The organism is Streptomyces flaveus, assembly GCF_014647675.1.
Classification (GTDB): domain Bacteria; phylum Actinomycetota; class Actinomycetes; order Streptomycetales; family Streptomycetaceae; genus Streptomyces; species Streptomyces flaveus.
The window spans coordinates 349686-375818 of sequence record NZ_BMPQ01000004.1 but is presented as its reverse complement, the minus strand read 5'-3'; the positions used below and the strand labels follow the sequence as shown (position 1 = coordinate 375818).

General features: G+C 70.9%; 26 protein-coding genes. 11 read left to right on the top strand and 15 right to left on the bottom strand.

The features are described 5' to 3' along the window. Positions 1 to 3: 3 nt before the first annotated feature. Both IEZ21_RS11135 and IEZ21_RS11130 read left to right on the top strand, forming a co-directional pair. Positions 4 to 1857, top strand: a complete 1854-nt coding sequence (locus IEZ21_RS11135; protein WP_189321701.1) for a glycoside hydrolase family 15 protein — start codon at positions 4 to 6, stop codon at positions 1855 to 1857. A gap of 49 nt (positions 1858 to 1906) precedes the next feature. Beyond that, positions 1907 to 4888: a helix-turn-helix transcriptional regulator gene (locus IEZ21_RS11130; RefSeq protein WP_189321700.1), complete on the top strand. Its 2982-nt coding sequence runs from the start codon at positions 1907 to 1909 to the stop codon at positions 4886 to 4888. 48 nt (positions 4889 to 4936) lie between these two features. On the opposite strand, the gene IEZ21_RS11125 is transcribed toward IEZ21_RS11130, so the two are convergent. Then, entirely contained in the window at positions 4937 to 5539 is a 603-nt protein-coding gene (locus tag IEZ21_RS11125) for a DUF6624 domain-containing protein (protein WP_245685245.1), read from the bottom strand. Further along, positions 5536 to 6129, bottom strand: coding sequence for an ATP-binding protein (locus IEZ21_RS11120; RefSeq protein ID WP_189321699.1), 594 nt, complete (start codon positions 6127 to 6129; stop codon positions 5536 to 5538). The genes IEZ21_RS11125 and IEZ21_RS11120 overlap by 4 nt, the downstream gene beginning before the upstream one ends. A gap of 244 nt (positions 6130 to 6373) precedes the next feature. Between IEZ21_RS11120 and IEZ21_RS11115 the strand changes: the two genes are divergently transcribed. The 4 genes from IEZ21_RS11115 to IEZ21_RS11100 all read left to right on the top strand — a co-directional run bounded on the left by IEZ21_RS11115 (position 6374) and on the right by IEZ21_RS11100 (position 8934). After that, on the top strand, positions 6374 to 7246 hold the full coding sequence (locus tag IEZ21_RS11115; protein WP_506004883.1) for a helix-turn-helix domain-containing protein: 873 nt from the start codon (positions 6374 to 6376) through the stop codon (positions 7244 to 7246). Further along, complete coding sequence (locus IEZ21_RS11110) at positions 7243 to 7488, top strand: DUF397 domain-containing protein (RefSeq protein WP_033319281.1); 246 nt, start codon at positions 7243 to 7245, stop codon at positions 7486 to 7488. Before IEZ21_RS11115 ends, IEZ21_RS11110 begins: the two co-directional genes overlap by 4 nt. 86 nt (positions 7489 to 7574) lie before the next feature. Next, complete coding sequence (locus tag IEZ21_RS11105; RefSeq protein ID WP_189321698.1) at positions 7575 to 8090, top strand: hypothetical protein; 516 nt, start codon at positions 7575 to 7577, stop codon at positions 8088 to 8090. A gap of 34 nt (positions 8091 to 8124) precedes the next feature. Further along, positions 8125 to 8934 (top strand): SAM-dependent methyltransferase, encoded by an 810-nt coding sequence (locus IEZ21_RS11100; protein WP_189321697.1) that lies wholly within the window; start codon positions 8125 to 8127, stop codon positions 8932 to 8934. A gap of 19 nt (positions 8935 to 8953) precedes the next feature. Here the strand turns inward: IEZ21_RS11100 and IEZ21_RS11095 are convergent, their stop codons facing one another. The 8 genes from IEZ21_RS11095 to IEZ21_RS11060 all read right to left on the bottom strand — a co-directional run bounded on the left by IEZ21_RS11095 (position 8954) and on the right by IEZ21_RS11060 (position 17914). Next, on the bottom strand, positions 8954 to 10351 hold the full coding sequence (locus IEZ21_RS11095; protein ID WP_189321696.1) for an FAD-binding oxidoreductase: 1398 nt from the start codon (positions 10349 to 10351) through the stop codon (positions 8954 to 8956). Positions 10352 to 10466: 115 nt separating this feature from the next. Next, positions 10467 to 13070, bottom strand: a complete 2604-nt coding sequence (locus tag IEZ21_RS11090; protein WP_189321695.1) for an ATP-binding protein — start codon at positions 13068 to 13070, stop codon at positions 10467 to 10469. 148 nt (positions 13071 to 13218) lie between these two features. Further along, complete coding sequence (locus IEZ21_RS11085) at positions 13219 to 14001, bottom strand: pectate lyase (protein ID WP_189321694.1); 783 nt, start codon at positions 13999 to 14001, stop codon at positions 13219 to 13221. 96 nt (positions 14002 to 14097) lie between these two features. Beyond that, complete coding sequence (locus IEZ21_RS11080; protein ID WP_189321693.1) at positions 14098 to 15078, bottom strand: pectate lyase family protein; 981 nt, start codon at positions 15076 to 15078, stop codon at positions 14098 to 14100. Between the two features lie 314 nt (positions 15079 to 15392). Next, positions 15393 to 16166 carry a peptidoglycan-binding domain-containing protein gene (locus tag IEZ21_RS11075; RefSeq protein ID WP_246567563.1) on the bottom strand — a complete coding sequence of 258 codons (774 nt, stop codon included), beginning with the start codon at positions 16164 to 16166 and terminating at the stop codon, positions 15393 to 15395. Between the two features lie 114 nt (positions 16167 to 16280). Beyond that, positions 16281 to 16928 (bottom strand): dihydrofolate reductase family protein, encoded by a 648-nt coding sequence (locus IEZ21_RS11070; RefSeq protein ID WP_189321692.1) that lies wholly within the window; start codon positions 16926 to 16928, stop codon positions 16281 to 16283. A 109-nt stretch (positions 16929 to 17037) separates the two neighbouring features. Then, on the bottom strand, positions 17038 to 17472 hold the full coding sequence (locus tag IEZ21_RS11065) for a VOC family protein (RefSeq protein WP_189321691.1): 435 nt from the start codon (positions 17470 to 17472) through the stop codon (positions 17038 to 17040). Positions 17473 to 17521: 49 nt separating this feature from the next. After that, a complete protein-coding gene (locus IEZ21_RS11060) occupies positions 17522 to 17914 on the bottom strand; it encodes a PPOX class F420-dependent oxidoreductase (RefSeq protein WP_189321690.1) in 393 nt (130 codons plus the stop codon). Positions 17915 to 18026: 112 nt separating this feature from the next. Between IEZ21_RS11060 and IEZ21_RS11055 the strand changes: the two genes are divergently transcribed. The 3 genes from IEZ21_RS11055 to IEZ21_RS11045 all read left to right on the top strand — a co-directional run bounded on the left by IEZ21_RS11055 (position 18027) and on the right by IEZ21_RS11045 (position 20993). After that, on the top strand, positions 18027 to 18560 hold the full coding sequence (locus IEZ21_RS11055; RefSeq protein ID WP_033319292.1) for a hypothetical protein: 534 nt from the start codon (positions 18027 to 18029) through the stop codon (positions 18558 to 18560). A gap of 218 nt (positions 18561 to 18778) precedes the next feature. Next, entirely contained in the window at positions 18779 to 20134 is a 1356-nt protein-coding gene (locus tag IEZ21_RS11050) for an MBL fold metallo-hydrolase (RefSeq protein WP_189321689.1), read from the top strand. 106 nt (positions 20135 to 20240) lie between these two features. After that, positions 20241 to 20993 (top strand): sulfite exporter TauE/SafE family protein, encoded by a 753-nt coding sequence (locus IEZ21_RS11045; RefSeq protein ID WP_189321688.1) that lies wholly within the window; start codon positions 20241 to 20243, stop codon positions 20991 to 20993. Positions 20994 to 21065: 72 nt separating this feature from the next. Here IEZ21_RS11045 and IEZ21_RS11040 read toward each other — a convergent pair whose 3' ends face one another. Next, complete coding sequence (locus tag IEZ21_RS11040; protein ID WP_189321841.1) at positions 21066 to 21347, bottom strand: metal-sensitive transcriptional regulator; 282 nt, start codon at positions 21345 to 21347, stop codon at positions 21066 to 21068. Positions 21348 to 21435: 88 nt separating this feature from the next. On the opposite strand from IEZ21_RS11040, the gene IEZ21_RS11035 reads away from it, so the two are divergent. Then, complete coding sequence (locus IEZ21_RS11035; protein WP_189321687.1) at positions 21436 to 22002, top strand: rhodanese-like domain-containing protein; 567 nt, start codon at positions 21436 to 21438, stop codon at positions 22000 to 22002. Positions 22003 to 22095: 93 nt separating this feature from the next. Next, the gene (locus IEZ21_RS11030) at positions 22096 to 23127 is read left to right on the top strand and encodes an iron-containing redox enzyme family protein (RefSeq protein WP_189321686.1); all 1032 of its coding nucleotides are present in this window, start codon (positions 22096 to 22098) and stop codon (positions 23125 to 23127) included. 35 nt (positions 23128 to 23162) lie between these two features. Here the strand turns inward: IEZ21_RS11030 and IEZ21_RS11025 are convergent, their stop codons facing one another. The 4 genes from IEZ21_RS11025 to IEZ21_RS11010 all read right to left on the bottom strand — a co-directional run bounded on the left by IEZ21_RS11025 (position 23163) and on the right by IEZ21_RS11010 (position 25985). Next, positions 23163 to 23378, bottom strand: a complete 216-nt coding sequence (locus IEZ21_RS11025) for a CDGSH iron-sulfur domain-containing protein (RefSeq protein ID WP_033319297.1) — start codon at positions 23376 to 23378, stop codon at positions 23163 to 23165. Continuing rightward, the gene (locus tag IEZ21_RS11020; RefSeq protein ID WP_189321685.1) at positions 23353 to 24015 is read right to left on the bottom strand and encodes a HemK2/MTQ2 family protein methyltransferase; all 663 of its coding nucleotides are present in this window, start codon (positions 24013 to 24015) and stop codon (positions 23353 to 23355) included. The genes IEZ21_RS11025 and IEZ21_RS11020 overlap by 26 nt, the downstream gene beginning before the upstream one ends. A gap of 36 nt (positions 24016 to 24051) precedes the next feature. After that, positions 24052 to 24732 carry a dienelactone hydrolase family protein gene (locus IEZ21_RS11015; protein ID WP_189321840.1) on the bottom strand — a complete coding sequence of 227 codons (681 nt, stop codon included), beginning with the start codon at positions 24730 to 24732 and terminating at the stop codon, positions 24052 to 24054. Positions 24733 to 24866: 134 nt separating this feature from the next. Beyond that, on the bottom strand, positions 24867 to 25985 hold the full coding sequence (locus IEZ21_RS11010) for a baeRF2 domain-containing protein (RefSeq protein ID WP_189321684.1): 1119 nt from the start codon (positions 25983 to 25985) through the stop codon (positions 24867 to 24869). Between the last annotated feature and the right edge of the window lie 148 nt (positions 25986 to 26133).

Below are 26133 nucleotides of genomic sequence, written 5' to 3'. Positions count from 1 at the left end.
GCGATGATCGAGCCACCACAGATACCGACGTACCCGGGCTCAGACGGGTCCGCACCCTACCTGCCCATAGCGGAGCACGGCCTGATCGGCGACCTGCGCACCGTCGCGCTGGTGGGCACCGACGGCACGATCGACTGGTACTGCTGTCCGTCCTTCGACGCTCCGAGTGTCTTCGGCTCGATTCTCGACGCGAAACGCGGCGGGTCCTTCGAGCTGGCTGCCGCGGTGCCGGCGACGACGAAGCAGTTCTACTTCCCGGACACCAACGTGCTCATCACCCGCTTCCTCACCGAGGACGGGGTCGGCGAGGTGCAGGACTTCATGCCGGTCGCCGACGAGACGACCGCGGCGGCCGAGGCCGACCGGCACCGGCTGATCCGGCGGGTGGTCTGCGTACGGGGGACCATCCCGTTCCGCGCCCGGATCGCGCCCAGGTTCGGCTACGGAGCTCAGCCGCACACCCTGCGGCAGCTCGACGACGGGGCGCTGTTCGAGTCCGCCGACCTCTCGCTCGCACTGACCGCCACCGTTCCGGTCGAGTGCGACGACCTCGACGTGACCGCGGAGTTCAAGCTCAGCCAGGGCGAGAGCGCGGTCTTCGCGCTCGACCGGGTCAACGGCGGCATCGAGGCGCGCGGCTGCCCGCACTTCGAGGCGGAGGAGCAGTTCGCCGCCACGGTGGCGTTCTGGCGGAAATGGCTGTCGGCCTCTCAGTACCGCGGCCGGTGGCGGGAGATGGTGCACCGTTCCGCACTGACCCTCAAGCTGCTCACCTACGCCCCGACCGGCGCGATGGTGGCCGCCCCGACGACCAGCCTGCCCGAGCAGATCGGCGGCGAGCGCAACTGGGACTACCGCTACCTGTGGGTCCGGGACGCCGCCTTCTGCGTCTACGCACTGCTGCGGCTCGGCTTCAGCAGCGAGGCCAAGGCGTTCATGGACTTCCTGTCCGAGCGCGTCGACCGGAACGGCGGCGGGCCCTCGGGACCCCTGCAGATCATGTACGGCATCGACGGGCGCACCGAGCTACCCGAGCGCGAACTGGACCACCTGGAGGGACACCGGGGCTCCGCTCCGGTACGCGTCGGCAACGCCGCCGTCGACCAGTTGCAGCTCGACATCTACGGGGCTCTCATCGACTCGATCTACCTCTACGACAAGTGGGGGCAGCCCATCTCCAGCGACCACTGGGACGCGGTGTGTGCCCTGGTCGACTGGGTCTGCGAGCACTGGGACCAGCCTGACGAGGGCGTCTGGGAGACGCGCGGCGGGCGCAAGAACTTCCTGTACTCCCGGCTGATGTGCTGGGTGGCCATCGAACGCGCCATACGCATCGCCCGGCGCCGTGGCCTGCCCGCCGAGCTGGGCCGCTGGGAGCAGATCCGCGACACGATCTACCGGCGGATCATGGACAAAGGCTGGTCCACGACCCGGGAGGCGTTCGTCCAGCACGAGGACGACCACGTGCTCGACGCCTCGGTACTGATGATGCCGCTGGCGAAGTTCATCTCCCCCCACGATCCGAAGTGGCTCTCCACTCTGGACGCGCTCACCGCCGACCTGGTGTCCGACTCGCTCGTCTACCGCTACGACCCCCTGGCCAGCCCGGACGGTCTGCGCGGGGAGGAGGGCACCTTCTCCATCTGCTCCTTCTGGTACGTCGAGGCACTCACCCGCTCCGGCCGGCTCGACGAAGCCCGGCTGACCTTCGAGAAGATGCTCACCTACGCCAACCACCTCGGCCTGTACGCGGAGGAGATCAGCCACACCGGCGAGCAGCAGGGCAACTTCCCGCAGGCCTTCACCCACCTGGCCCTGATCAGCGCCGCGTTCAACCTCGACCGGGCCCTTGGCTGAGCAGTTGGCGGGCGGTCTTCCTGTCAGTGGTGCGTGCCAGGATGGTTCCGTGCCGACCACCGCATTCACCACGCCGTTCATCGGCCGCGAGGACGAACTCGCCCGTCTTACCCGGGTATTGGAGCGCGCCCGGGCGGGTGAGGCGCGTGCCGTGCTGGTGGCCGGGGACGCCGGTGTGGGCAAGACGCGCATGCTGGCCGAAGCCGCCGGGCACGCCGTGGAGACGGGCATGACCGTTCTCAGGGGGCACTGCGTCGACCTCGGTGACGTCGGCCTGCCGTATCTGCCGTTCACCGAGGTCCTCGGCGTGCTCGCCGCCGACGACCGGTTCTCCGCCACCCTGGCGGAGCATCCCGTGGTCGGCCGACTGCTCGGCGACGGCGGCGGTGCCGTACGCGACGCGGGCAGCCGCCTGCAGCTGTTCGAGGACATGGCCGCTCTGCTGGCCGACCTCTCCGAGGTCACGGCCCTGCTGCTGGTCCTTGAGGACCTGCACTGGGCCGATCAGTCCTCTCGCGACCTGCTGCGCTTCCTGCTCAGCCGGGGCATTCTCCAGCGGCCCGCGGGCGGCGCGCCCGCCCACCGCCTGGCGCTCTTCGCGTCGTACCGGGCCGACGATCTGCACCGCCGCCACCCTCTGCGCCCTCTGCTGGCCGAGCTGGTGCGGCTGCCCGGCGTCGACCGCCTCGAGCTGCGGCCGATGCCCGATGCCGAGGTGGCCCGGCTGGTACGCGCCCAGCGGGCCGCTCCGCTGCCGGAGGCCACCGTCCGCCGTATCGTCGAGCGCGCCGAGGGCAACGCCTTCTACGCGGAGGAACTGCTCGCCGCCACCGCCGACACCGTGCCCGGCGGATCCACTCCGGCGTCCGCCGTGCCCAGTGGCCTCGCCGACGTCCTCCTGATCCGTTTCGAACAGCTGTCCGACACCGCCCAGCAGGTACTGCGCACGGCGGCCGTCGCCGGGCGCCGCGTCGAGCACGAGCTGCTGCACGACGCCGTCGGTCTGCCCGAGCAGGAGCTGGAGTCGGCGCTGCGCGAGGCCGTCGGCCGACAGCTCCTCGTCCCCGGCGAGGAGGACACGTACTCCTTCCGGCACGCCCTCATCCGCGAAGCCGTCTACGCCGATCTGCTGCCGGGCGAGCGAGTGCGGCTGCACCGCGTGTTCGCCCGGCTGCTGGCCGGGCGGGGCCACAAGGCCGAGAGCGCGGCGGAGCGCGCCCACCACTCCCGCGAGAGCCACGACCTGGCCGACGCCCTCGCGGCCTCACTCGAGGCCGCCGACCACGCCGCGCGGATCGGCGCACCCGCCGAGGAACTCCGCCACCTCGAAGCCGTCCTCGACCTGTGGTCGGCGGTGCCCCGTTCCGCTCTGCCGGACGGCGTCCCCGACACGGTGACGCTCACCCTGCGTGCCTCGGCCGCGGCCGCGCACGCCGGCGAGACCCACCGGGCGGTCGCGCTCACCCGTGCCGCGCTCGCCCGGGTCGGCTCGGACACGGACTCCGAACTGGCCGCGCGCGTCCGGTACACCCTCGCGGGCAATCTGATACGGGTCGACAGCCTGACGGCGGCATTCACCTACAGCAGCGAGGCGCTCGCCATGATCTCCGCGGAGCCTGAGTCGCGTACGTGGGTGTGGGCCGCGGCCACCCACGTCATGGCGGCGAGATACGTGGGCGAGGACGAGACCGCCCGCCGCGTCGCCCACCAGGCCCTGCGCGTCGCCGAGCAACTCGACGTGGGCGACGCCCGGGCCGATCTGCTGATCTCCCTGATCGGTCTCGAAGCGCACAACCGCAGCACCCCGGAAGGCCGGGCCCGGCTGCGTGAGGCCCGCGAGCTGGCCCGTCGCGCCGGCAACGTCCCCGTCGAAATACGCGCGCTGTTCAATCTCGCCATCGGCTCATACGAGGCCGGCGCCCTGGACGAGTGCCTCAACTGGCTCTCCGACGGCCTGGAGCGCGCGGACCACGCCGGGCTGCTTTCCTCGCCGTATCCCCTGGAGATGCGCTACCTGCACTCCATGGTGCTCTACACCCTGGGCCGCTGGGACGAATGCGTCGAGGCAGCGGCCACCGATGCCGAACGGCTGCCCGCGGCAGGCGCGTTCGCGATCGGTCCCGCGCTGTACGTGGCTCTGGCCCGCGGCGATCACACGGCAGTCGAGCGGGCCCGCGCCCTCCTCGACGGACCGTTCGACTGGATGGTCACCCTCGTCGCGGGCATCGTGCTCACCGACGCCGCGGCCCTGCGGGGCGAGCCCGAGGCGGCCGTCGAGCAGATGCGTACGACGCTCGAGGCGTTGACCGACGAATCCGTTGTGGATCGCCCCGATGTCGCCGTACGGCTCGCGGCCCTCGCCCTGTCCGCCGTCGCGGACGCTGCCGTGGAGTCACGGCTGACCGGCGACGAAGTGAGGGCTCTCCGCTGGACGGACACGGCCACGGAACTGGTGGAGCTGGCCCGGGTCACCGCCACCAAGGGCGAGAACGGCGCCCAGCAGGGCCCCGAGGGACTGGCATGGCTGGCGCGCGCGGAGGCGGAATGGGCGCGCGCCACCAGCGGACCGGATGTCGCAGCCTGCGAGAAGGCCGTCACCGCGTTCGGCTACGGGGACGTCTATGAGCAGGCTCGCTGCCAACTCCGCCTGACGGAGGCCTTGGTGAGGGCGGAGCGCCGCGACGAAGCGGCTGAGCACGCCCGTGAGGTGCGCGACACGGCCGTACGGCTCGGTGCGGTGCCGTTGCGCGACAGCGTGGACCGACTGGTCCGCCGGGCCCGTCTCGCGGACATCTCACCCGCGGCGGGTGGCGTCCCGGTGCTGACCTCGCGTGAGAACGACGTTCTGCGGCTCCTCGCCCGGGGCCGCACCAACCGCCAGATCGGCGAGGAACTGTTCATCAGCGGCAAGACGGCGAGCGTCCATGTCTCCAACATCCTCGCCAAGCTGGGCGCCGCCAGCCGCACCGAAGCCGTGGCTCTCGCCTACCGCGAAGGCCTGATCGAGCCCGGGACGATCACGTCCGGCTGACGGCTGGGACAGTCGCGATGCGGGAACGGGCCGCCGTCCCATCCCGGCTCATGCCCCGTGACGCAGCATCCGCATCTGTTCTTCCAGCGGGGCCAGACCGACGTCGCGGCGGCGTTCGTCGAGGGTGTCGGGGCAGCGGGTCGGGTACGGGCGGAACGTCGCCGGGTCGATGCGCGTGCCGTAGTACTGCGGCTGGCCCAGTTCGACGGCGCAGTGGTCGGCGATGTAGGCGTGGTGCAGGGCGGGGCAGCGGCCGTCCGCCGTGGCCTGGGCGATCAGGTCGCGGCAGCTGAGCTGGAAGTCGAGTTCCGGGGCGTGCAGCAGGATCATCAGGGCCGCCGTCGACGCCTGCGCGCCCACCAGGTCGGCGGTCGGCCAGGCGTGCCGGCGGACGATCGCCTTGAGCGCCTCGGCGTTGTCCTTGCGGCAGTCGAGGATGCGGCGGCGCAGGCCCGGCGTGCGGTTGCGCTGCGCCTGCCGCATGAGCCGCTGTTCCTCCTCGGCCCTGCGGACGAGTTCGTGGGCGAGGGCGGAGGCCAGCGCGGGAAGCACCGCTGTGCCGGTGTCCCGGGGTGCGTCGTGCGCCGTGTCCGGGAGTTCCTCGGGGGGCGCGTCCTGGGTCAAGTGCCTTGAAGCACCGATGCCGTTCATGAGGGCTCCCGAAGCGTCAGCGTGAACCACACGCTCTTGCCCGTGCTGCCGGGGGCAGGCAGTGCGATGCCCCAGTCGTCGGACAGTGCGGCCACGAGGGTGAGTCCGCGTCCGGACTCCTCGGCCACGTCCGCCGCAGAGAGCCGCGGCATGGCCGGCGAGTGGTCGGCGACCGTCACGCGTACGTCGTGGCCGGTGCGCTCGACGATGACGGTGATGGTGTCGCCGGAATCGGAACTCCCGTGTCTGACGGCGTTGGCGAACAGCTCGCCCGTCGCGAGGACGGCGTTGTCGAGCTGCTCCGGCGTCAGTGGCAGGGAGGTGAGGTGCGCGGCGACGGCGCGCCGCACGGCACAGGCGCGCGACGGCTGGGCGGGGACTTCGGTGCGCAGGAGGCCGGGAGGTTCGCTGACCACGACCGGGACGACCTCAGTGGGGGCGATGCCCTGACGGCGGACCGGTTCACCGACCTGGAACGCGAGTGACGGGTACAAATAGCCGGTGTCCTGCAGGGTGGCGGCCAGCACCTTGTCGGCCCCGGCGGGGCCCTGGGCCGGACTCCTTGATTGTCCGTCGGTCACGATGGCCATCCAGGTCTCGCATCACGGTGCGCGGCATCCCCGTACCTGCCGGGCGATCAACTCCCATGCGACCGAGCACGGTTGACCGCCGTCGCCGCTGACTGTGCGACAGGTCACTCGATCACTATGACGGTCTGCACATACAGCCCGCAACACGCGTTCTGATAATTTCAGAACTATCCGCATCACCCTGTCTCTGTCTGCGCCGTCGTGGCACACTGCTCGCTGTGACGGCCGTTCCGGGAGGGTGGACGTGAGCGACAACCGCTCTGGCGGCAACGCGCCGACGGTCCTGCGGATGGTTCTCGGCAAGCGGCTTCGGCAGCTGCGGGAACAGGCCGGAGTGTCGTTCGAGGACGCGGCACGGGCCATCGAGGTGACCCCTCTGACGGTCCGGCGGATCGAGAAGGCCGAGGTCGGTCTTCGTATCCCGTACGTAAAGGAGTTGCTGCTCACCTACGGAGTTCCGGCGGCGGAGATCGACGACTTCCTCGCCCTGGCCAGGGAGGCCAACCAGCCCGGCTGGTGGTACAAGTACCGCGACGTACTGCCCGAGTGGTTCAGCGCCTACGTGAGCCTGGAGAGCGAAGCCAGCGTCATCCGTCTCTACGAACCCCACTACGTACCGGGCCTGCTGCAGACCCACGACTACGCCACCGCACTGATGCGGGTGGGGTTTCCCAACGAGTCGAAGGAGGACATAGAGCGCCGGGTCACGCTGCGCCTCAAGCGCCAGGACCTCCTCGCCAAGCCGGATTCGCCCGCCATCTGGGCCATCCTGGAAGAGTCGGTGCTGCGCCGCCCGGTGGGCGGACGCGAGGTGATGCGGGCTCAGATCGACCGGCTGGACGAGGCCTTGGACCTGCCGAAGGTCCGGATCCAGATCATCGGTCTCGACACAGGAGCGCATCCCGGCGCCTACGGCCCGTTCCACTACTTCCGTTTCGGTTTCTCCGAGCTTCCCGACGTCGTCTACACCGAAAGCCTCGCCGGCGCGGTCTATGTCGATCAGCCCGCCGACGTCGTCTCGTATCTCGAGGTAATGGACCGGATGTCCGTGCAGGCGGAACCGGTCGCTAGGACCAGGGCCATCCTGGGTGAACTGCGCAAGGAGTTGGACGAATGAATTCCAAAGGCCCCATCTACAGCGGCATGCCGGCCACCGACCTGGGCACCGAGGGCTGGCACAAGCCCTGGAGCGGTACGAACGGCGGGAGCTGCGTCGAGGCCAAGCGGCTGCCCGACGGCAGCGTCGCCGTCCGCCAGTCCACGGACCCGGAGGGTCCCGCGCTGGTTTACACCCGGGACGAGATGCTGACGTTCCTGGAGGGCGCGAAGTCCGGCAAGGCGGACTTCCTGGTCGCCTGAGGCATCACGGGAAAACCCGCACGCGGACTCCCCTCGTGCGGGTTGCCCGGCCACACTGAGGAAGTCGGTCGTCCGGAGGGAGTGGTATGCACACGCTCCATCAGGCCGTCGCCCAGTGCCGAACGCTGGTCCTCGAAGGCCCTGACGACATCGGCAGGAGCGGTCTGCTCAGCGAACTCGCCCGCCACGGGTTCCTCATCAGACGCGCACGGGAACAGCTGCAGCAGGTGGACCCGACCCGCCCGTACCGTGAACTGCTCGCCGCACCGGGCCTGTTGGCCGTCGACGGCAGCATCATCCACGAACTCGTCTACGGGCCGCTGCGCCGAGGACACTCCCGGGTGACCTGGATCCAGGCCCTCGACTTCGCCGAGGCGGTCGCCGAACGCGACGGCGCCCTCGTACACCTGACGTCCCCACAAATCCGGGACGCGGAAAGCGCCGAGGCGACCAGCGCGTACGAACGGGCCTTCCGCACCCTCACCCGGCACGTCCCCGTCGTCACCGTGGACGTCAGCGGCCTCAGCCCTCCCGTCCGTGGGCCCGCCTCGTCGTCCCCTTTTCAACTGGGGCGTTGCACAGGGAAGTTGACGGTAGGTTGAGTACAGACCCGTGACGCACGGCAGGAGAATTCTGATGGCAGAAGCCCAGTCCACCCCCGACCAGGACCCTCTGTCCAAGATCGACACCACGGTGCCGCATTCGGCCCGTATCTGGAACTACTGGATGGGCGGCAAGGACAACTACGACATCGACCGGGTGGCGGGCGACGCCTACCGCGAGACCGCGCCGAACATCGAGACGATGGCCCGCGCCTCCCGTGACTATCTGATCCGCACGGTGACCTTCGTGGCCGGTGAACTCGGCATCCGCCAGTTCCTGGACATCGGCACGGGCCTGCCCTCGTACGACAACACCCACGAGGTCGCCCAGCGCGTGGCGCCCGAGTCCCGCATCGTCTACGTGGACAACGACCCGTTGGTGCTCCGGCACGCCCAGGCCCTGCTGACCAGCACCCCCGAGGGCGTCACCAACTACATCGACGCGGACCTGCACGAGCCCGAGAAGATCCTCGCGCAGGCGGGCGAGATCCTGGACTTCAGCAAGCCCGTCGCGCTGATGCTCATGGGCATCCTCGGCCACATCCAGGACTACGAGGAGGCCAAGTCGATCGTCCGCCGCCTCCAGGCCGCCCTTCCGTCGGGCAGCTACTTCGTGCACTACGACAGCACGGACACCGACACGGCACTCAAGGAGGCCCAGCAGGGCTACGACGACACGGGCGCCATTCCGTACGTACTGCGCAGCCCCGAGCAGATCTCCGCGTACTACGAGGGACTTGAGCTCCTGGAGCCCGGCATCGTGTCCTGCCCCCTGTGGCGCCCGGAGCCCGGGACGTCGCCCGAGCCCACGGACGTCTACGGGGGCGTGGCCCGCAAGCCGTGATGACACACCGATCAGCTGGTCAGGAGCCTGTGGCCGGCTGGATGTTCTGGTTGAGCCGGAACAGGTTCCGCGGATCACGGTCGGCCTTCACGCGGGCCAGACGAGCGTAGTTGTCGCGGTAGCTCGCGCGTACGCGTTCCTGGCCCTCGTCCATCATCATGTTGACGTAGGCGCCGCCCGCCGAGAACGGGTGCAGGGCGTCGAAGTAGTCGACGGTCCATTGTTTGATGTGCTCGGCGTTCGCCGGGTCGGAGTCCACGCCCGCGTAGACGGACGCCCAGCGTGCGTCGCGGTAGCTCCAGGCGGTGTCCGTCGGTGCGAGGTCGTGGACGGCGCCGTCGATCGGGTACAGGTGCATCGTCGACTTCCAGGTCGGCAGTTCGGCGCCGAACTTGGCGTGCAGGCCGATCGCGTCGCCGGGGATGTCGTTGACGAAGTCCGCGCGCCAGTACCACTGGTCGCCTGGCGGGTAGAGGCCGTCGAACGCGGACTGGATCGCGGGGTGCGGCATCGGCGCGGGGGCGTGCAGCAGGGGCGCGGGCAGTACGTCGAGCAACGGTGCCATGACCCGTGCCGCCGCGTCCGTGTCCTCGCCCGCGTAGTACCAGACGACGCCGGCGATCTTCCGCAGGTGCAGTTCCTCGGGGAACGGCGGGGCCGGCGGGACGGAGCCGAAGAGGAAGAAGGCGTTGAGGTCGCGGGGCGCGTGCGGGATGAAGTCCCGGTAGGCGGTGAGGACTTCGGCGCCGAGTTCGACGGGCCAGAAGGTGGGCCCGGCGACGATCGTGCTCACCTCGTGCAGGCGGAACAGGAACGAGGTGACGACGCCGAAGTTTCCGCCGCCGCCGCGGATCGCCCAGTACAGGTCGGTGTTCTCGTCCGCGCTCGCGCGCACGTGCGCGCCGTCGGCCAGGACGAGTTCGGCCTCCAGGAGATTGTCGACGGTCAGCCCGCACTTACGGCTGAGATGGCCGAGGCCGCCGCCCAGGGTGAGACCGCCGACGCCGGTCGTGGAGATGATGCCGCTCGGGGTGGCCAGACCGTGCTCGTGGGTGGCGCGGTCCACTTCGCCCCAGACACAGCCGCCGCCGACGCGGACGGTGCGGGCCCGCGGGTCGACCTCGATGTCCTTGAGCGGGGACAGATCGACGACCACACCGTCGTCGCAGGTCCCCAGGCCCGCTCCATGGTGCCCGCCGCCGCGCACCGCGAGCGGGAGGCCGTGGTCGCGGGCGAAGCCGACAGCCTGTGAGACGTCCTTGGTATCGCCGCAGCGCGCCACGAGGGCGGGCCGCCGGTCGATCATCGCGTTGTAGACGGCGCGGGCCTCGTCGTAGCCGGAGTCGTCCGGTCCTACCAACTGGCCTGCGAATCCGGTGAGTTCCTGACGGGCTGCTTGTGCCGGAGTCATGGACATGCGTGTCCCCCGTTCCGGGTCCGGGGCCCTTCGACGGGCCCGATCCGCATGTTCTAGTCCGATGCCCGGGACGCGGATATCCGTGACCGCCACCCAGCTCGGCGACGGCGGCTACCTACGTCTCGGCGCTTCCGGGCAGCAGGCCCTGTTCCGTGGCACGGGCGGAGACCTCGCGCCGGGTGCGGGCCCCCAGTTTGTCCAGTACGGCGGAGACATGGTTGTCGACGGTACGGACCGACAGCACGAGCCGCTCGGCGATCTCGTGGTTGGTGAGCCCCTGGGCGAGCAACCGCATGACCTGGAGCTGGCGCTCGGTGAGACCGGCGGGATTGTCGCGGGTCGCGGCGAGCGGGCCGCGCGGGATGTGCCGTACACCGATCCGGCGCAGCTCGCCACGGATCAGACGGGCAAGCGGCCGCGCGCCAAGTGCGTCCAGGGCGGAGAGTGCGGCCAGCTTGTCCTCCGGTTCCGGGCTCTCGGCGAGCGCGGCGGCGTGTTCGTACGGGCAGCCGGCCGACAGCCAGGCCCGCGCCGCCTCCCGCCATCGGCCGGCGCTCTGGAGGGCGTACGGATGGTCCGAGCCGTCGGGCGGGATGGGATGTCCGGCCTTGGTGAGCCAGTATCCGAGCTCTGCCCGGTACGGTACGGCGGCCAGTCCCCGCGCCTGTTCAAAGGCTTCGGCGGCGGCGTCCACGACTGCGGGCCGGTCTCCACGCAGCCAGGCGGCCTCGGCCCGGGCTGCCGCGACCGGTCCGATGCGCTGTAGCTCACGGGTATGCACGGCGATCTCCCGGGCCTGGTCCAGCAGTTCGCCGGCGCCGCTCCTGCCGCGCCGGACGCGCACCCGCGCGAGCACGGTCAGCGCGGGGCAGCGGGCGGGCACGAAGTCATGGGCTCCCAGTTCGGCGTGCTGCTCGGCGTCGTCCCAGGCTCCGGCGGCGAACCGGCGCAACGCCAGCTCGACGTGGAAGTAGCTGAGGAAGCCGAGGTGTTCGGCCCGGTCCGCCAGTTCCATGGCCGGGGCCAGGAAGCGGTCGGCCTCGGCGTACTGGAGGTTTTCCAGGAGGGACCAGATGAGGTTGGCGTACGAGCGGCAGGCGTGGTCGATCTCGCCGGCCGCCAGCGCCACCTTCAGGCTCTCCTCCACCTGGGCGCGGCCGAGGGGGTCGCCGGACCGCCAGCGTGCGGAGCCCACGTTGTTGAGGGCGTGCGCGAGAATTGCCGGGTCGTCGGTGCGGTGGGCCAGGGCGATGGCGCGTTCACCGAAGTCGATGGCCTCGGTGTGGCGGTCGGAGAGCATGTGCAGCTGCGAGGTGTTGCTGAGGGCGAGGGCGAGCAGCCGGTCGTCGCCTGCCTCCTCGCCCACGGCGATGGCCTCCCGCGCGGCACGCTGCGCCTCGTCGGCGTCGCCGGCCCACCAGTGGATCCGGGACAGCCAGCGCAGGTCGGCACCGAGCGCCCGGGTGTCACCGAGGGACCGGCGCAGCGCGACCGCATCCCGCTCGGCGCTGACGGCCGCCGCGGAGTCCGCGATGGTGTAGCTCTCGACGGCGTACCGCTCGAGTAATTCGGCCAGTTCGGCCGAGCCGAAACGGTCACGCTGCCGCAGTACGAGCCGCAGGTGGGCCGCGGCTTCCCGGTGCGCTCCCGCCTCGGCGGCGTCGCGTGCCGCGTCGGGCCCGTACCGCACGATCGCCTCCTGGTCGCCCGCTTCCGCCGCGTGGTGGACGACACGGGAGGGGTCGGAGTCGGGAGCTGCGACGAGCGCGGCGAGCACGGCCCGGTTGAGTTCGATACGGCGCGCGGCGGGCAGCGAGTCGGCGATGGCGCGGCGGATCAACTCGTGGCGGAAACCTGCCCGTTCGGGGGTCACGGTCAGCATTCCGCGCCGCTCTGCCGCCGCCAGCTCGGCCACGCCGTCCGTGAGCAGTGCGTCGACCAGTGGGCGCTCGACCGCGGAGGGCACCACGGCGAGCTGCTCCAGGACGTCCCGGGTGCGGTCGTCGAGGCCGCGCAGCCGGGCCAGTACGGCGTCGACCACGGTCGGCGGTACGCCACCCGTGCCGCCGGCAGCCAGCACCTCGGCGACGAAGAACGGGTTGCCCGAAGTCACCGCGTACACCTCCGCCGGGTCCAGCCGGCTGGCCGCGCTGAGCCGGTGTACGGCCTGGACGGAGAGCCGGGACAGCGGGAGGCGGTGCACTCGCTCGGCTCTGGACACCTGGCCGAGGAGGTGGCGCAGGGGGTGGGCGCGGTCCAGTTCGTCGTCCCGGTACGTCAGCACCAGGACGGCCGGGAGCCGTTCCACCCGGTGCACGAGGAACCGCAGCACATCGAGCGAGGCCTCGTCGGCCCAGTGCACGTCCTCGACGACGAGGACCGCGGGGTGCGGGGCCGCGGTCAGCTCCGCGCGCAGGGCGTCGTACACCCGGGCCCGGTCACCGCCCTGTGTGAGCGCCCGCGCCAGCTCGGTACCGACGCTTCCGACGAGGTCGCGGAAAGGGCCCAGTGGCCGCCGGGTCGCGAGGTCGTCGCACTCCCCCACCAGGATGCGCGCCTCGGCGGGCAGCACGCACGGCATGGCCTTCACCAGGCTCGACTTGCCGATTCCGGCCTCTCCTAAGACAAGCGCCACCGAACCGGCTCCATCCGCCGCGTCCCGCGCGGCGGCAGCCAGTCGCTCCAGCTCGTGGTCACGTTCGAGGAGCCCCCGATCCACGGTGCGATTCTGGCACGTACGGGGCGTTCCGGGACCGCGCTCGTTCGTATCTCCTGGCCTGCTCACGCCGGAGCGGCCGTACGAAGCGCCGTGCGGGGACGCTTCGTACGGCCGCCTTCACCGTGGGAGGACCGTCTGCGGGCAGGGCCTACCTGTAGGTGATGTCCGAGGTGCTGTACTTGCAGTTCGTGCTGTCGGGGCCCGTGCCGACGGCACTGTTGTTGTTGTACTTCTGGCAGGGGATGACCTTGCGGCCGGAGTCGTTGAGGATCGTGATGCCCCGCAGCGTCGCCACGTCATTGCGGTTGACGTTGATGCCGACCAGGCGCGCGGTGGACCCGGTGCCGGTCACCTCGATGTTGCTGAGGTTCACCTTGCGCGTGTACGACGTGGAGCAGTCGCCGCAGGAGCGGTACAGCGTCTTGAACTCGCTGACGGCGAAGTTGGAGATGTTCACCGTGCCGGGGCCGTTGTGCTGGAAGACCTTGTCGGCGGCCTTCTTGGCGCCACCACCGATCACGTTGTAGGTGGAGCCGCCACGGAAGGTCGCGGCGTCCTCGCCGACATCCGCCCACCACACGTTCTGCAGGGTGCAGTCGCCTTCGCAGTGGATGCCGTCGGCGCCCGGCGCGCCGATGATGACGTTCTTCAGCGTCGCGCCGGCCGCGAGCTTGAAGATCGGGTCCTGGCCCTCCTCCTGGCCGTCGCCGGCCAGGTCCCCGGTGCCGTAGAACTGCTTCATGCCGTAGTCCTTGGTCCCGGACACGGAGATGGTGGAGGAGGTCCCCTGGCTGCCGTTGGGGGTCGGCCAGGTGGCGGCATTCGCCGGGGAGGCGCCGCTGGTCATGATCATGCCAACCGCTAAGCCGAATGCGGCCAGCGAGCCGGTCAGTGCGCGCCCGTGGGCGCGCGGTCGTGTCGCAGAAGTCATGTCCCGATTCCTTCTGTCGTGGTGAGGGGTTGACGTGGTGCCTGGGTTGATGTGGTGCGGGGTTGCTACGGTGCCGGGCTGCCGCGGTGCGGGGTGTCAGAGCTTCCCCGCGCCCGCTCCGGACGTCACCGAGGTGACGACGGACGAGGCGGGCTCGGCGGTGTAGCTGTAGGGCGGGTTGGTGAAGCTGCCGACCCGCGAGACCTCGGTGGCGGCTCCACCCAGGTCGTTGCCGCGCAGGTTGGCGTATCCGTCGACGTCGCTGCTGCGGTTCGTGGTGACAGCGATCTTCGTCGAGCGGAAGACGTTGTTCTCGACGAGCATCTGGGCGCCCATGCGCGAGTGGCAGGCGGTGTCGGCGCCGGACACGTAGTTGTTGTAGAAGTGGCCGGTGCCGAAGCGCAGGCTGGGGATGCGCGAGTAGACGTTGCTGAAGTGGTTGTGGTGGTACGTCACCTTCAAGTGGCCGGTGTCTTCGGAGGCGTTGTTGTCGCTGTGGCCGACGAGTGAGCCCTTGAAGTGGTCCTTGAAGGTGTTCCAGGAGACCGTCACGTGGTCGGAGCCGTGGTTGATGTCGAGCAGACCGTCGTAGTAGTCCTTGTCGTGATCGCGGTCCGCCGAGAAGGAGTTGTGGTCGATCCACACCTTCGTCGACTCCTGGACGGTGATCCCGTCCGAGGGCTTGAGCGGCTTGCTGATGTTGAGGTTCCGGACGACGACGTTGGTCGCCTCCTTGATCCGCAGTCCGCCACCGGTGAACCCGGACGACGAACCGACGCCCAGCACTGTGGTGTTGGAGCCGATGTCGACCTGACCGCTCAGCGAGATCAGGCCGTTGACCCGGACCACCTTCGCCGACGCGCCCGTGACGGCCGTCTTGAAGGCGGCCAGGTTCGACACGGTCACCGCGGTCGCGTTGCCGCCACCGGTGGTGCCGGCGCCGAAGCCGATGGGGGCGGTCTCGGCGGCACCGGCCGACTGGGGAAGGACGAGCACGGTGACGGTCGCGAGGGTGGCCGCGGCTGCCACGGCCAGGGTGGATCTGTGTGCTCGTGCGAGCGGGGGACGAGTACGCATGTGGGGTGCGTCCCTTCAGGAGAACCTGAGGATCCTGTATGTGACTGAAGTTCACTGATCTGATCGCTGTGCGCAGACCGAGGTACCCGATGCAAGGCGCATAGGGCTCTGGCGAGTGCAGTTCCGCAGGTGGTACGAACCAAGGCGCAGCCATCTCATATACGAGATACCTGATACCAGGTCACTGTTCTGAACGGACCGTAAAGGGTAAGCGCTTTCTGGTCAACGGTTCACGCAGAACGTGTTCCGGTTGTCCGGGAGCGCTTCCATACGTACAGCGCCAGGGCCCGCCCGGCGAATCAGGCCGCAGACGGTCAGGAAGCGGTGCGGGACTCCAGGTCGCGGCGGGTGTCGTTGCCGTACACGCCCGTCTCGTCGCCCCTGATGCCATACCAGAGCTGGAACCGCGCAACGGCCTCGGTGAGCGTGGCGTCGTACTCGCCGTTGGTCGCGCCGTCCTGGTACACGTCCGGGATCTTCAGCAGCCGTTCCTGGAGTTCGTTCACCTCGGGGCCGCTGTCGCCCTGGCGAAGGGTGCCGGGGCCGTCCGGGTCGGCCGCCGCAGGCGGCGGGGCGACGGGCGCGGAAGAGGCCGCGGGCGCGGAAGGGGCGGCGGGGGGCTTCGCCTGCGTTTCGCCGGCACCCCTGTCCCAGGTGAGCAGCAGCGCGGCGGCGAATCCCGCCAGGGCGATCGCCACCGCGGCGGCGGCGAACGCCGCGCGACGCAACCATGGCGTACGTCCGTGCGCCGCCGGAGATTCGAGCGGGCCCGGGCGCCCCTCGTCCGCGACGGGCGGCAGTTCCTGCGTGTCGTCCTCTGCCGTCCAGGGAAGCGCGTTGGCTCCGGGCGTCCAGGCCGCCGGGGTGGCCTCGGCCGTCGAAGGAGATACCGAAGGAGGCGGGGTGGCCTCGGCCGCCGGTGCCGCGGCGGCTTCGTGCTCCTTGTTCCGGTTCCGCCGCTCGCGCTCCACGGCGTCGACCAGCCGCACGAGTTCCGACAGGGCCCCGGGTGGGCGGCGCCGCAGGACGTTGGTGGGCTCGAGCGCCGGGCGGCTCGGCCGCGGTTCGGGGTCGTACGGTGTCGACACGCTGCTCTCCCTACCGGTCGTACTGGAGATTGATACGCGTCACCGCGCCCGGGAGTTCAACGCGACGGAAACCCCGCCTCCGCGGCAGCGCCCGTCACCGCCGTACGAGGCGGTTCAGAGACCCACGCGGGTGAACGTCACATGCGTGACTCCGCTGGGCGAGGAGGCGGACTCGACCTCGTAGTCCTTCTCGAGGCCCTCCAGTCCGTCCCAGAGGCGTACGCCTCGGCCGAGCAGGACCGGGACCACCACGATGTGCATGTGGTCGATGAGTCCGGCGGCAAAGAAGTCACGGATCACGGTGGGACCCCCGCCGATGCGTACGTCCTGGCCGCCCGCGGCCTCGCGGGCCGTCTCGAGCACCTTGGCGGGCGAAGCGTCGAGGAAGTGGAACGTCGTGCCGCCCTCCATCTCGATCGACGGGCGCGGGTGATGGGTGAGGATGAACGTCGGTGTGCGGAACGGCGGGTTGGGCCCCCACCACCCCTTCCACTCCGGGTCCTCGTGCCATCCGGGCGGGCCGAACTTCCCGGCGCCCATGATCTCGGCGCCGATCCCGGGCGTGATCTGCCGGGCGAAGGCGTCGTCGAGGCCGCGGGTCCCGCCGGATTCGCCGACCAGTTGGCGCCAGAACCTGGTGGTGAACATCCACTCGTGCAGCCCCTCGCCGGCGTGGCCGAACGGCGCGTCACGGCTCTGACCCTCACCGGTGCCGAAGCCGTCGAGCGAGATGGAGAAGTTGTGGACGCGGCCGAGTGACATGGCCTGCAACTCCTTTCCTTTGCTGGTCGAGTTCTGCTGGTCGAGCAACGAGTGGGCCGCGGTATCCGGCTCACCCCCGAAGGGAAACTCCTGGCGACCGTGAAAGGCCCTAGGACGCGCCGAAGTCGGGAAGGGTGAGCGAGCCGTCCTCGGCGAGGGGAAATCCAGGGTTGTGCGCGATCTCCCAGGCGTGGCCGTCCGGGTCGGTGAAGGCGCCGGAGTAGAAGCCGACGGCGTTGGTGGCCGCGGGCTTGGTGATGGTGGCCCCGGCTCGTTCCGCGGCGGTGAGCAGGTCGTCGACCTCGGCGTCGGAGCGTACGTTGTGCGCCAGGGCGATCCCGCCGAAGCCGGTCGCGGCCCCGTCCGTCAGCCCGCAGTCGGCCGCGAGCTTCTCGCGGCTCCACAGGACGAGGGCCAGGCCGCCCGCCTGGAAGAAGACGGTCTCTTCGACCTCCTGTCCCCGCCAGCCGAGGGCTTCGTAGAAGGTCCGGGAGCGCGTCACATCGGAGACTCCCAGCGTGACCAGACTGATGCGCTGTTCCATGTCAGGACAGTAAAGGCCGTCGGAAGGGACGACAACGCAACAGTCGGGCTCACTCGGCCGGTGCCAGGAAGATCCGTATCCCGGCCGTCCCCGTCTTCCCGCGCCGCAGTCGGCTGCCGAGCAGGACGAGTCGGCCGGTGATGCCGTATTTGCGGGCGATGAGTGTGCGGTAGCGAGCGGTGACGTCCTGGTCGCAGATCTCGGCGGTGGCGGGGATCTGTTCGCCGGTGGGGTTGCCGCGTGCGTCGCACGGCCCCACGAGGACGTCGGCGCGGTTGCGGATCCGCTTGACCTTCCAGGCGTCCGCGGCCGACCAGGCACCGAGCGCCTCGCCGTCCCGCACGACCCATACGGGGGTCGCGACCGCCGTACCGTTCTTCCGATAGCTCGTGATCAGCAGGTACTTGGCGGCGCCGAGCCGCTCGAGCGCAGTGTTCTCCACGCCGGGAGTCTAGGCCGTACGTGTGCGCCGACCCCCTCCGCTGTGCCGATGCCTTCCGCCGTACGCGCCCACGGCCCGGACGCCCCGTGTCAGACTCCCGCGAGGGGGATCAATGGCTGACAACACTTTGTGGGTGGCGGCGCTGACCGCGGGTACCGCCGTGCTCGCGAGTTGGGTGACCAGCCGCGGTACCGCCCGGGCCGCGCGCATCCAGGCCGACGCGGCTGCCGCCACGGTGCAGGCGGACCGGTTGCGGGCGGCGCGGCGGGCGGCGTACGTGGACGTCATCGAGCAGGCGCAGCGCATGGGCGACCTGTACTGGAAGGTGACCGACGCGCACGGGATCACGGACGCCGGTGAGCGCCTTGCCGCGCTCGAGGATCTGCGGCTACGGCTTCGCGGCGAGTACGCCGTGCTGCGGCAGCGTGTGTGGGTGGTGGATCTGGAAGGCCCGGCGGAGGTGGCCTCGGCCGCGGACCGGCTCCGGAGTTCGACCAGCGACAACTGGCGGGCACTTGGCGCGATGATCGCCGGTGAGGCGGACGCGGCCCAGCGGTTCAACGAGTGCTATGCGCCCTTCTGGCAGTCGGTCGTGACCTTCGTCGAGGCCGCTCGCCGCGCCCTCCATGAGACGCGTACGGACTGATTCCTCGGATGCGTGAGGCGGGTACGGGCTGACTGCCCGGGGACTGCTCGGACCCGTTCGGGCTGATTCCTCTCCGCGCCTCGGGTACTCGCTCAGCGACACACAAAAGCCTCGGACAACGGGCTCTTCACCTCGATTGGATACCCCCCTGGGTATTTCTGTTACGGTGAGAGCCAGATACCCCCCGGGGTAAAACCGTCCTGTGAGGAGTCGCAGTCGTGTTCTTCGTCGACACCCTGGAATTCGAGGGGCTGGGCAACCGCAGTTACCTGGCCGGAGGCCCTCAGGCCGCCGTGGTGGTGGACCCGCCCCGCGACATCGATCAGGTCATCGCCGCTGCCGCCCGGCGCGGGGTGCGGATCGCCTACGTGGCGGAGACCCACGTGCACAACGACTACGTCAGCGGCGGCCTGGAGCTGGCCCGTGTCAGCGGCGCCCGTTACCTGGTGCCGGACGGGGCGTCGGTGTCCTTCGCCCGTACGCCTGTCGCCGATGGCGACACGGTCGCCGTGGACGAGGGCCTGGTGCTGCGCGCGGTGGCCACCCCCGGCCACACCCCGCACCACACCTCGTACGTACTGGAGGAGGACGGCCGGCCGGTGGCGGCGTTCACCGGCGGCTCGCTGCTGATCGGCACGGTGGGCCGGCCGGATCTCGTCGAGCCGCGGCTGACCGAGCGGTTGGCCCGTGCCCAGCACGCTTCGGCGCATCGCCTGGCAGACGAGCTGGACGACGAGGTCGCGGTGCTGCCCACCCATGGCTTCGGCAGCTTCTGCTCCAGTGCGCAGGCCGAGGGGGACACGACCACGATCGGCGCAGAGCGCAAGAGCAACGACGCGTTGACGATGGACATGGACACGTTCGTCGCGGAGCTGCTCGCCGGACTGGACGACATACCCGCGTACTACGCGCACATGGGCCCGGTGAACGCCGCAGGACCGGCACCGGTCGACCTCACCCCGCCGCGGCCGGCGGACGCCGAGGAGATCGCCTCCCGGCTGGCGGCCGGGGAGTGGGTGGTGGACCTGCGCAGCCGCGTCGCGTTCGCCGAGGGCCATGTCGCCGGATCGTTCAACTTCGAGGGCGAGGGCAAACTCGCCACCTATCTGGCCTGGTTGATCCCCTGGGGCAAGCCCGTCACGCTGCTCACCGACACCGCCGAGCGGATCGCCGACGCGCAGCGCGAGCTGACCAGAGTGGGCATCGACCGCCCGGCCGCCGCCGCGAGCGGCGATCCCTCCGCGTGGATACGGGACGGGGAGCGGCTCGCCTCCTTCCGACGCGCCCGTTTCGCCGAACTCGCCGATGTACGCGACGACGTGGTGGTCCTGGATGTACGGCGTGACTCCGAGCGGGCGGGCGGTTTCGTCGAGGGTTCGGTGCACATTCCGATCCATCAACTGCCGCTCCACATTGGGGAGTTGCCGCCCGGCGTGGTCTGGGTGCACTGCGCGGGTGGGATGCGCGCGGCGATCGCCGCCTCGCTGCTCGATGCCGCCGGGCGGGAGGTGGTGGCTGTCGATGACGGTTTCGAGGCCGCCGCCGATGCGGGTCTCACCCTGGGGAGCCGCTGATGGACCTCCGCGGCGTTGCGACGCCCGGCACGCAGGCTCGCGGCGGCATGGTCGCCCGGGCTGACGCGGGTCTGCCCGTCACCGGCCCGGGCGGCGGTGTCACCGCGTGAGCACGCTGATCCTGGCTCTGGTCGCCGGAGGTGCGGTCGGACTGGCGCTCGGTGCACTCGGCGGGGGTGGCAGCGTCCTGGCGGTGCCCGCGTTGATCTACCTGCTCGGCTTCTCCCCGGCTGCCGCCACCACCGCCGGGCTCCTCATCGTCACCGCCACCTCCGCCACCGCCCTGTACGCGCATGCTCGGGCCGGTCATGTCCGATGGAAGGCGGGCGCGTTGTTCGCGGCGGCCGGGCTCCTTCCGGCCGCGGCGGCGGGGGCAGCCGCGGCCCGCCTGCCGCAGCCGCTGCTGACCGCCGCTTTCGGCACCGTCGCCGCCGTCGCGGCCTTGCGGATGCTCCGGCCAACCGACGGCATGGTCGTACGGAATGTGGCAGGGGTGCGGCCGGGCAGGGCGGCCGGGGCGGGGGCGGGTCTGGGTGCGCTGACCGGGCTGCTCGGGGTCGGCGGGGGCTTCCTCGCCGTTCCGGCGCTCGTCACCGTGCTGGCCTTCGAGATGCAGGCCGCCGTCGGGACCAGTCTGCTGGTCATCACGGCCAACTCCCTGGCCTCCCTGACCCTGCGCGGCGCCTCCGCATCGGCTCTGGACTGGGCGGTGATCGCGCCGTTCACCGCCGGGGCGGTCCTGGGCGCCTGGGACGGCAAGCGCCTGGCGGGCAAGGTTTCCGGCCCGCTGTTGCAGCGTGTCTTCGCGGTGGTGCTGCTGGCCGTGGCCGCGTTCATGCTCGCGGACGCCGTGGCATGAGCGGAGGCTGTGCTATGAGCGGCCGTCGCCGTTTCGGTCGGCGCCCTGACCAGTACGTACTAGGCCCGGGGATCAGGCGAGCGACAGGAAGAGCTTCTCCAGACGGGCGCGCATCTGTTCGCGGTCACCGTCGGCGGCCAGGTCCGAGTCGGCCAGGCAGTGTTGCAGACCGGTGGCGATGATCGCGAAGCCCGCCTTGTCCAGGGCCCGGGAGACCGCCGCGAGCTGGGTGATCACTTCCTCGCAGTCCCGGCCCTCCTCGATCATCCTGACCACACCGGCGATCTGGCCCTGCGCCCTGCGCAGTCGGTTGAGCACCGTCTTCAGTTCGTCGGCCGCCATCGCCAGTTCCACGAGCCACTCCTTCGACACACACATTCTCCATACCCCTACGGGTATCCTACCCGCAGGCCGCCCCCTCCAAAGAAGAGGAAAGATCCACGTGACCACGACCGCCGTCCTCGCCCCGGAACAGGCCCACGCCCGCCTGCACGAGCTGACCGTCATCGACGTCCGCACCCCCGGCGAGTACGCCTCCGGGCATCTGCCCGGCGCCCACAACATCCCTCTCGACCACCTCGACGAGGCGCTGTCCGCCCTCAGGAGCGTCGCCGACCGCGGTGATCTCCTCGTCGTGTGCGCCTCCGGTGCCCGCTCCGCCCGGGCCTGCGAACGGCTCGCCGAGCACGGCATCACCGCGGCCACGCTCACCGGCGGCACCAGCGCCTGGACCCAGCTCGGCCACGACGTCCACCGGCCCACGGGCGCCCGCGCCGTCTGGGCCATGGAACGGCAGGTCCGTCTGGCCGCCGGTTCGCTCGTCCTGGCCGGACTGGCGGCCGGACGGCAGTGGCCGCGCGTCCGCCTCCTGTCCGCGGGCATCGCGGGCGGCCTGGTCTTCTCCGCCCTCACGGACACCTGCGGCATGGCCCGCGTCCTCGCCAAACTCCCCCACAACCGCCCGCGCGCCACCGACCTGGACGCCACGCTCGCCACGCTCGCCGAGTGAGGCGTCCCGCCGGCGGACCCGGTGTCGGTTACGCACCTCGGCGGCGGGTACCCGCAGGGCCCGAATCATGCGCCGGCCATTCCGAGGTGACCCATGGACTCCAGCGTCGCGACGCAGGTCAGCGCGCGTGGGTGTGAGCCCGTCGTCCCGGAGCCGCGCGGGCCACTGTCCTCCGCTGTGCTGTCCACCCTCGTGCGGCAGCCACCGGGTGGCCCGCTGCCGCTGCACGAGGTCGCGCATTCCGATCCGTACGGCGAAGACCTCCAACTCGCGCTCTACGCCTGCTACGAGCTGCACTACCGCGGCTTCGGCGGCGTCGACCCGGGCTGGGAGTGGGATCCGGAGCTGCTGCGGCTGCGGGCCGCCATGGAGTCCGTCTTCCATGAGGCGCTGCGCGGGGACGTGGCCGGCGGCGACAGCCGCGACAACCTCGATCGCGAGCTGGACATCCTCCTCGCCGAGCCGCGGGAACCGCGCGGTGTCTCCCAGCACTTGAGGCGGGACGGCACCCGGGAGCAGCTGCGCGAATACTTCGCCCATCGCTCCGTTTACCAGCTCAAGGAGGCCGATCCGCAGGCCTGGGTCATCCCGCGCCTGGAAGGCCCCGCCAAGGCGGCCCTCGTCGCGGTGGAGTACGACGAGTTCGGCGGCGGCCGGGCCGAGCGAGTGCACGCCCGGCTGTTCGCCGACCTGATGGCCGAGGCCGGCCTCGACCCGACGTACGGGCGCTACGTGGACGCCACCCCGGCCGTCACGCTCGCCACGGTGAACCTGATGTCGTACCTGGGCCTGCACCGCGCCCAACGCGCCGCGCTGGTCGGCCACTTCGCGGCGGCGGAGATCACCACCGCCCCCACCGCGCGCCGCATGGTCGACGCGATCGACCGCCTGGGCGCGGGCCCGGCCTGCCGGTTCTTCTACAGCGAACACGTCGAGGCCGACGCCGTGCACGAACAGGTCCTGCGCCGCGATGTCATCGGCGGCCTGCTCGACGCCGAGCCGGCCCTACTCAGGGACGTGGTCTTCGGTATCCAGGCGACCGGACTGCTCGACGACCGCATGGAGCGACGCTTGATGGACTGCTGGCGCGAGGGCAGGACCTCGCTGTGCGAGCGCGGGTGGTGACCGCCCCTTTCAAGGGCGCACCTTTCGAGCCCCCATCAAGGGCGACGGCGTCGGTGGCTGGTGTCGCACCACGGGTACGTGCCGCTGCGTCGGCAGGCGCAGAGCGCCACCACGAAACGGTCGGAGACGACCCGACGGCCGTCGTCCAGTTCGACCTCGACCGGGCCCTCGATGAGGATCGGGCCGTCCGGTACGACGACGACGCGTCGCGGGCGTCGCTGACGCTCAGAGTCGGCGTGGTTGGTCGGCACGGATCACCACCAGCTCCTCCGTGTCCTGTCCGGAGCCGATCAGCCCGCGGGAGCGGAGTTCGGACGTGCGGGAGCGCAGCACGGGGCCGAAGGGAACCGTGGCGCGGTCGACGACCGCGGCCTTGAGCCCGGTGTCCCGCAGGCGGGCGAGCGTCTCTTCGACGCCGCACAGGGCCGAGTGCACCATCAGCAGCATCCCGCCGGGTGCGAGGCACGGCGGGGCGGCGGTGCAGAGTCGGTCCACCAGCGCCCTGCCGTCGGGCCCGGCGTCCCAGGCCAGGGCCGCTCCCCCGCGCGACGTCGGGTGCCCGGGCGCGGGCACGTACGGCGGGTTGGCCAGGATGACGTCGAACGTCTCGCCCGTGACGGGTCGCGTCAGGTCGCCCCTGACCACGCGCATCGGCACCCGCCGGACCGTCGCGTTGAGCCGGGCCGCCAGCACCGCCCACGGCGAGAGGTCAACCGCCGTCACCGGGCCCGCGCCCGACCGTGCCGCGGCCAGGGCCAGCGCGCCGGTACCGGTGCCGATGTCCAGCACCCTGGCACCGGGCCGCATCGCCGCCAGCCGCAGGGCCCTGGCCAGCAGCCAGGTGTCGCCCTGCGGCGCGTAGACGCCGGGAGGTCGCAGCAGAAACATGGGGCACGGGTACCTCGGCCCAGCCCGCGAAAACCGTCACCGCCGCTCGTCGGCCTCTCGTGCGGACCGTACGGCCCGCACCCGCTCGACGCACCACTCCTTGGCGGTCTGCGCGACCTGTTCCAGCGCGCCCGGCTCCTCGAAGAGGTGGGTGGCTCCCGGCACCACGTGCAGGGAATGCGGCGCCCGCAGCATGTCGGCCGCCTCCTCGTTGAGCCGCAGCACCTCGCGGTCCCGGCCGCCGACGATGAGCAGCACGGATGCTCGTACGCGGGCCAGGGCGTCGCCCGCCAGATCGGGCCGTCCGCCCCTCGACACGACGGTCAGTACGCGCTCCGGCCGCTCGGCGGCGGCCACCAGGGCTGCCGCCGCGCCCGTACTGGCGCCGAACAGGGCGACGGGGAGCCCCCTCGCCTCGGGCTGTCCGTCCAGCCAGTCGATCGCGGCCACCAGGCGTCGCCCCAGCAGCGGGATGTCGAAACGGTGCTCGGCCGTCAGGGCGTCCCGGATGTCCTCCCGTTCGCTGAGCAGATCCATGAGCAGGGTGCCGAGTCCGGCCGTACGCAACTCTGCGGCCACCATCCGGTTGCGCGGGCTGTGCCGGGAGCTGCCGCTGCCGTGCGCGAACAGCACCACCGCCCTGGCCTGCGTGGGGAGTACGAGATCGCCGACCAGCGTGACCTCGTCGGCCGGCACGGCAACCAACTGGGAGATCATCGGGATCATCTTCTTCCTCGGGCTGGAGGGCCCACGGTTCGCCGTTCGATTTATCTGTTTCTTAACCAGTTTCTCCCCATCACGTACCCCTGGTGGCCCCGGCGAACATCAGGCCCGTACAACCAAAGAGCATGTCAATCCGCGGCCATGTCCCCCGGCTCGCGATAACGCAACAGCACGCCCACTCCGTCGGTCAGCGGGACCCGGTCCGGGTCCACCACGATCAGCTCGGATCCGGTGCGGGCGGTGGCGTACAGCAAGGCGGCGTCGGCCGGCTGGTCGCGTACGGACTTCACCCCGAATGCCTCCAACTCCTCTGCGGACAGGGCAAGTTGGGACGGCTCCGCGCCCATCCACAGCCGCTCGGGGAGGCGTGGGGAACGGGTGAGCAGGAGGGCTCGGGCCCTGCCGCGTTGCAGAGCGTTGACCGCGGCGGTGACGCCCTCGGACTTCTGGCGATGCCTGGCGCGCTGGGCGAGGAAGGTGTCCAGCTGGAGGCGGTCCGGTGCGCTCAGCCGGCCGTCCAGCGTGCGGGCCACTTCCGTCTCCAGCAGGGGTCGGCCGGGGGCGGTGTCGGCCGCCGTGCCGGGCCCGCTCTCGACGACGGTCACGCGGTTCTGTAGGTGGATGGGCATGCGGTTGACCAGGACGCCCGACAGCCAGGGGTCGCCCTCGTCCCGGCGGAGCACGACGAGCCCGGCTTGGTGCCGCCCGGCGAGTTCGTCCAGTTCCTGAGCGATACGGGGCGCCGTACGCGGCCACTCCTCGACCGGCACCAGGCGGCTGAGCCGTGGCCCCGGCGCGACCCGGCTGACGGGCCACCGTCCGCTCTCGGCGACGACCGAGACGTACTCGCCCTTCTCCTCCGAGACGCCTCGGGTGAGGACGACGGCCACGTACGGGATGTCCGGTGCGCGCTGCACCGCCAGCGGCAGGGTGTCGGGCAGGTCGTCGAAGCGGGCGGTGTCGCGTACGGGCGGGTCGGGCAGGTCCGCCACCAGGACGAGTTGCCCGTGCGCGGCGAACAGGGCCTGCCCGTGCCGGCCGGGCAGATCACGGCCGGTGCCCACCGCCGCGTCCAGGACGGAGACGGTGGCCGCGTCCGTCCCCTGGTCGCGCAGTGTGTCCCGCAGGTGGCGCCAGCGCAGATCGATCGCCTTGTCGGGTTCGTCGATGTCCCGGGAGGTGTCGAGGTGGACGCCGGCCCACGGGCCGGGCCGGGAGTAGAGCGGGTCCAGGAACGAGAGCTTCACGGTGGCTCCCTGAGCGGTGGTGCGGTCTGCCGGCCATCGGGACAGCGGGCGCGGAACCGGGTCACGTGCGCGTCCTGCGTGTACCCGTTCGGGCTTTGCGCCATGCGCGGGCGGCTGCTGGGTACTCGGCGGGCCCGTACCCCGTACG

What these genes read in the sequence shown, in the direction of transcription:
- IEZ21_RS11105 (WP_189321698.1), top strand. Translation starts at nt 7,575, where the DNA reads ATGCACACGCTCCATCAGGCCGTCGCCCAGTGCCGAACGCTGGTCCTC.
- IEZ21_RS11055 (WP_033319292.1), top strand. Translation starts at nt 18,027, where the DNA reads ATGGCTGACAACACTTTGTGGGTGGCGGCGCTGACCGCGGGTACCGCC.
- IEZ21_RS11110 (WP_033319281.1), top strand. Translation starts at nt 7,243, where the DNA reads ATGAATTCCAAAGGCCCCATCTACAGCGGCATGCCGGCCACCGACCTG.
- IEZ21_RS11070 (WP_189321692.1), bottom strand. Translation starts at nt 16,928, where the DNA reads ATGTCACTCGGCCGCGTCCACAACTTCTCCATCTCGCTCGACGGCTTC.
- IEZ21_RS11120 (WP_189321699.1), bottom strand. Translation starts at nt 6,129, where the DNA reads ATGGCCATCGTGACCGACGGACAATCAAGGAGTCCGGCCCAGGGCCCC.
- IEZ21_RS11065 (WP_189321691.1), bottom strand. Translation starts at nt 17,472, where the DNA reads ATGGAACAGCGCATCAGTCTGGTCACGCTGGGAGTCTCCGATGTGACG.
- IEZ21_RS11030 (WP_189321686.1), top strand. Translation starts at nt 22,096, where the DNA reads ATGGACTCCAGCGTCGCGACGCAGGTCAGCGCGCGTGGGTGTGAGCCC.
- IEZ21_RS11080 (WP_189321693.1), bottom strand. Translation starts at nt 15,078, where the DNA reads ATGCGTACTCGTCCCCCGCTCGCACGAGCACACAGATCCACCCTGGCC.
- IEZ21_RS11095 (WP_189321696.1), bottom strand. Translation starts at nt 10,351, where the DNA reads ATGTCCATGACTCCGGCACAAGCAGCCCGTCAGGAACTCACCGGATTC.
- IEZ21_RS11125 (WP_245685245.1), bottom strand. Translation starts at nt 5,539, where the DNA reads ATGAACGGCATCGGTGCTTCAAGGCACTTGACCCAGGACGCGCCCCCC.
- IEZ21_RS11085 (WP_189321694.1), bottom strand. Translation starts at nt 14,001, where the DNA reads ATGACTTCTGCGACACGACCGCGCGCCCACGGGCGCGCACTGACCGGC.
- IEZ21_RS11100 (WP_189321697.1), top strand. Translation starts at nt 8,125, where the DNA reads ATGGCAGAAGCCCAGTCCACCCCCGACCAGGACCCTCTGTCCAAGATC.
- IEZ21_RS11135 (WP_189321701.1), top strand. Translation starts at nt 4, where the DNA reads ATGATCGAGCCACCACAGATACCGACGTACCCGGGCTCAGACGGGTCC.
- IEZ21_RS11020 (WP_189321685.1), bottom strand. Translation starts at nt 24,015, where the DNA reads ATGTTTCTGCTGCGACCTCCCGGCGTCTACGCGCCGCAGGGCGACACC.
- IEZ21_RS11015 (WP_189321840.1), bottom strand. Translation starts at nt 24,732, where the DNA reads ATGATCTCCCAGTTGGTTGCCGTGCCGGCCGACGAGGTCACGCTGGTC.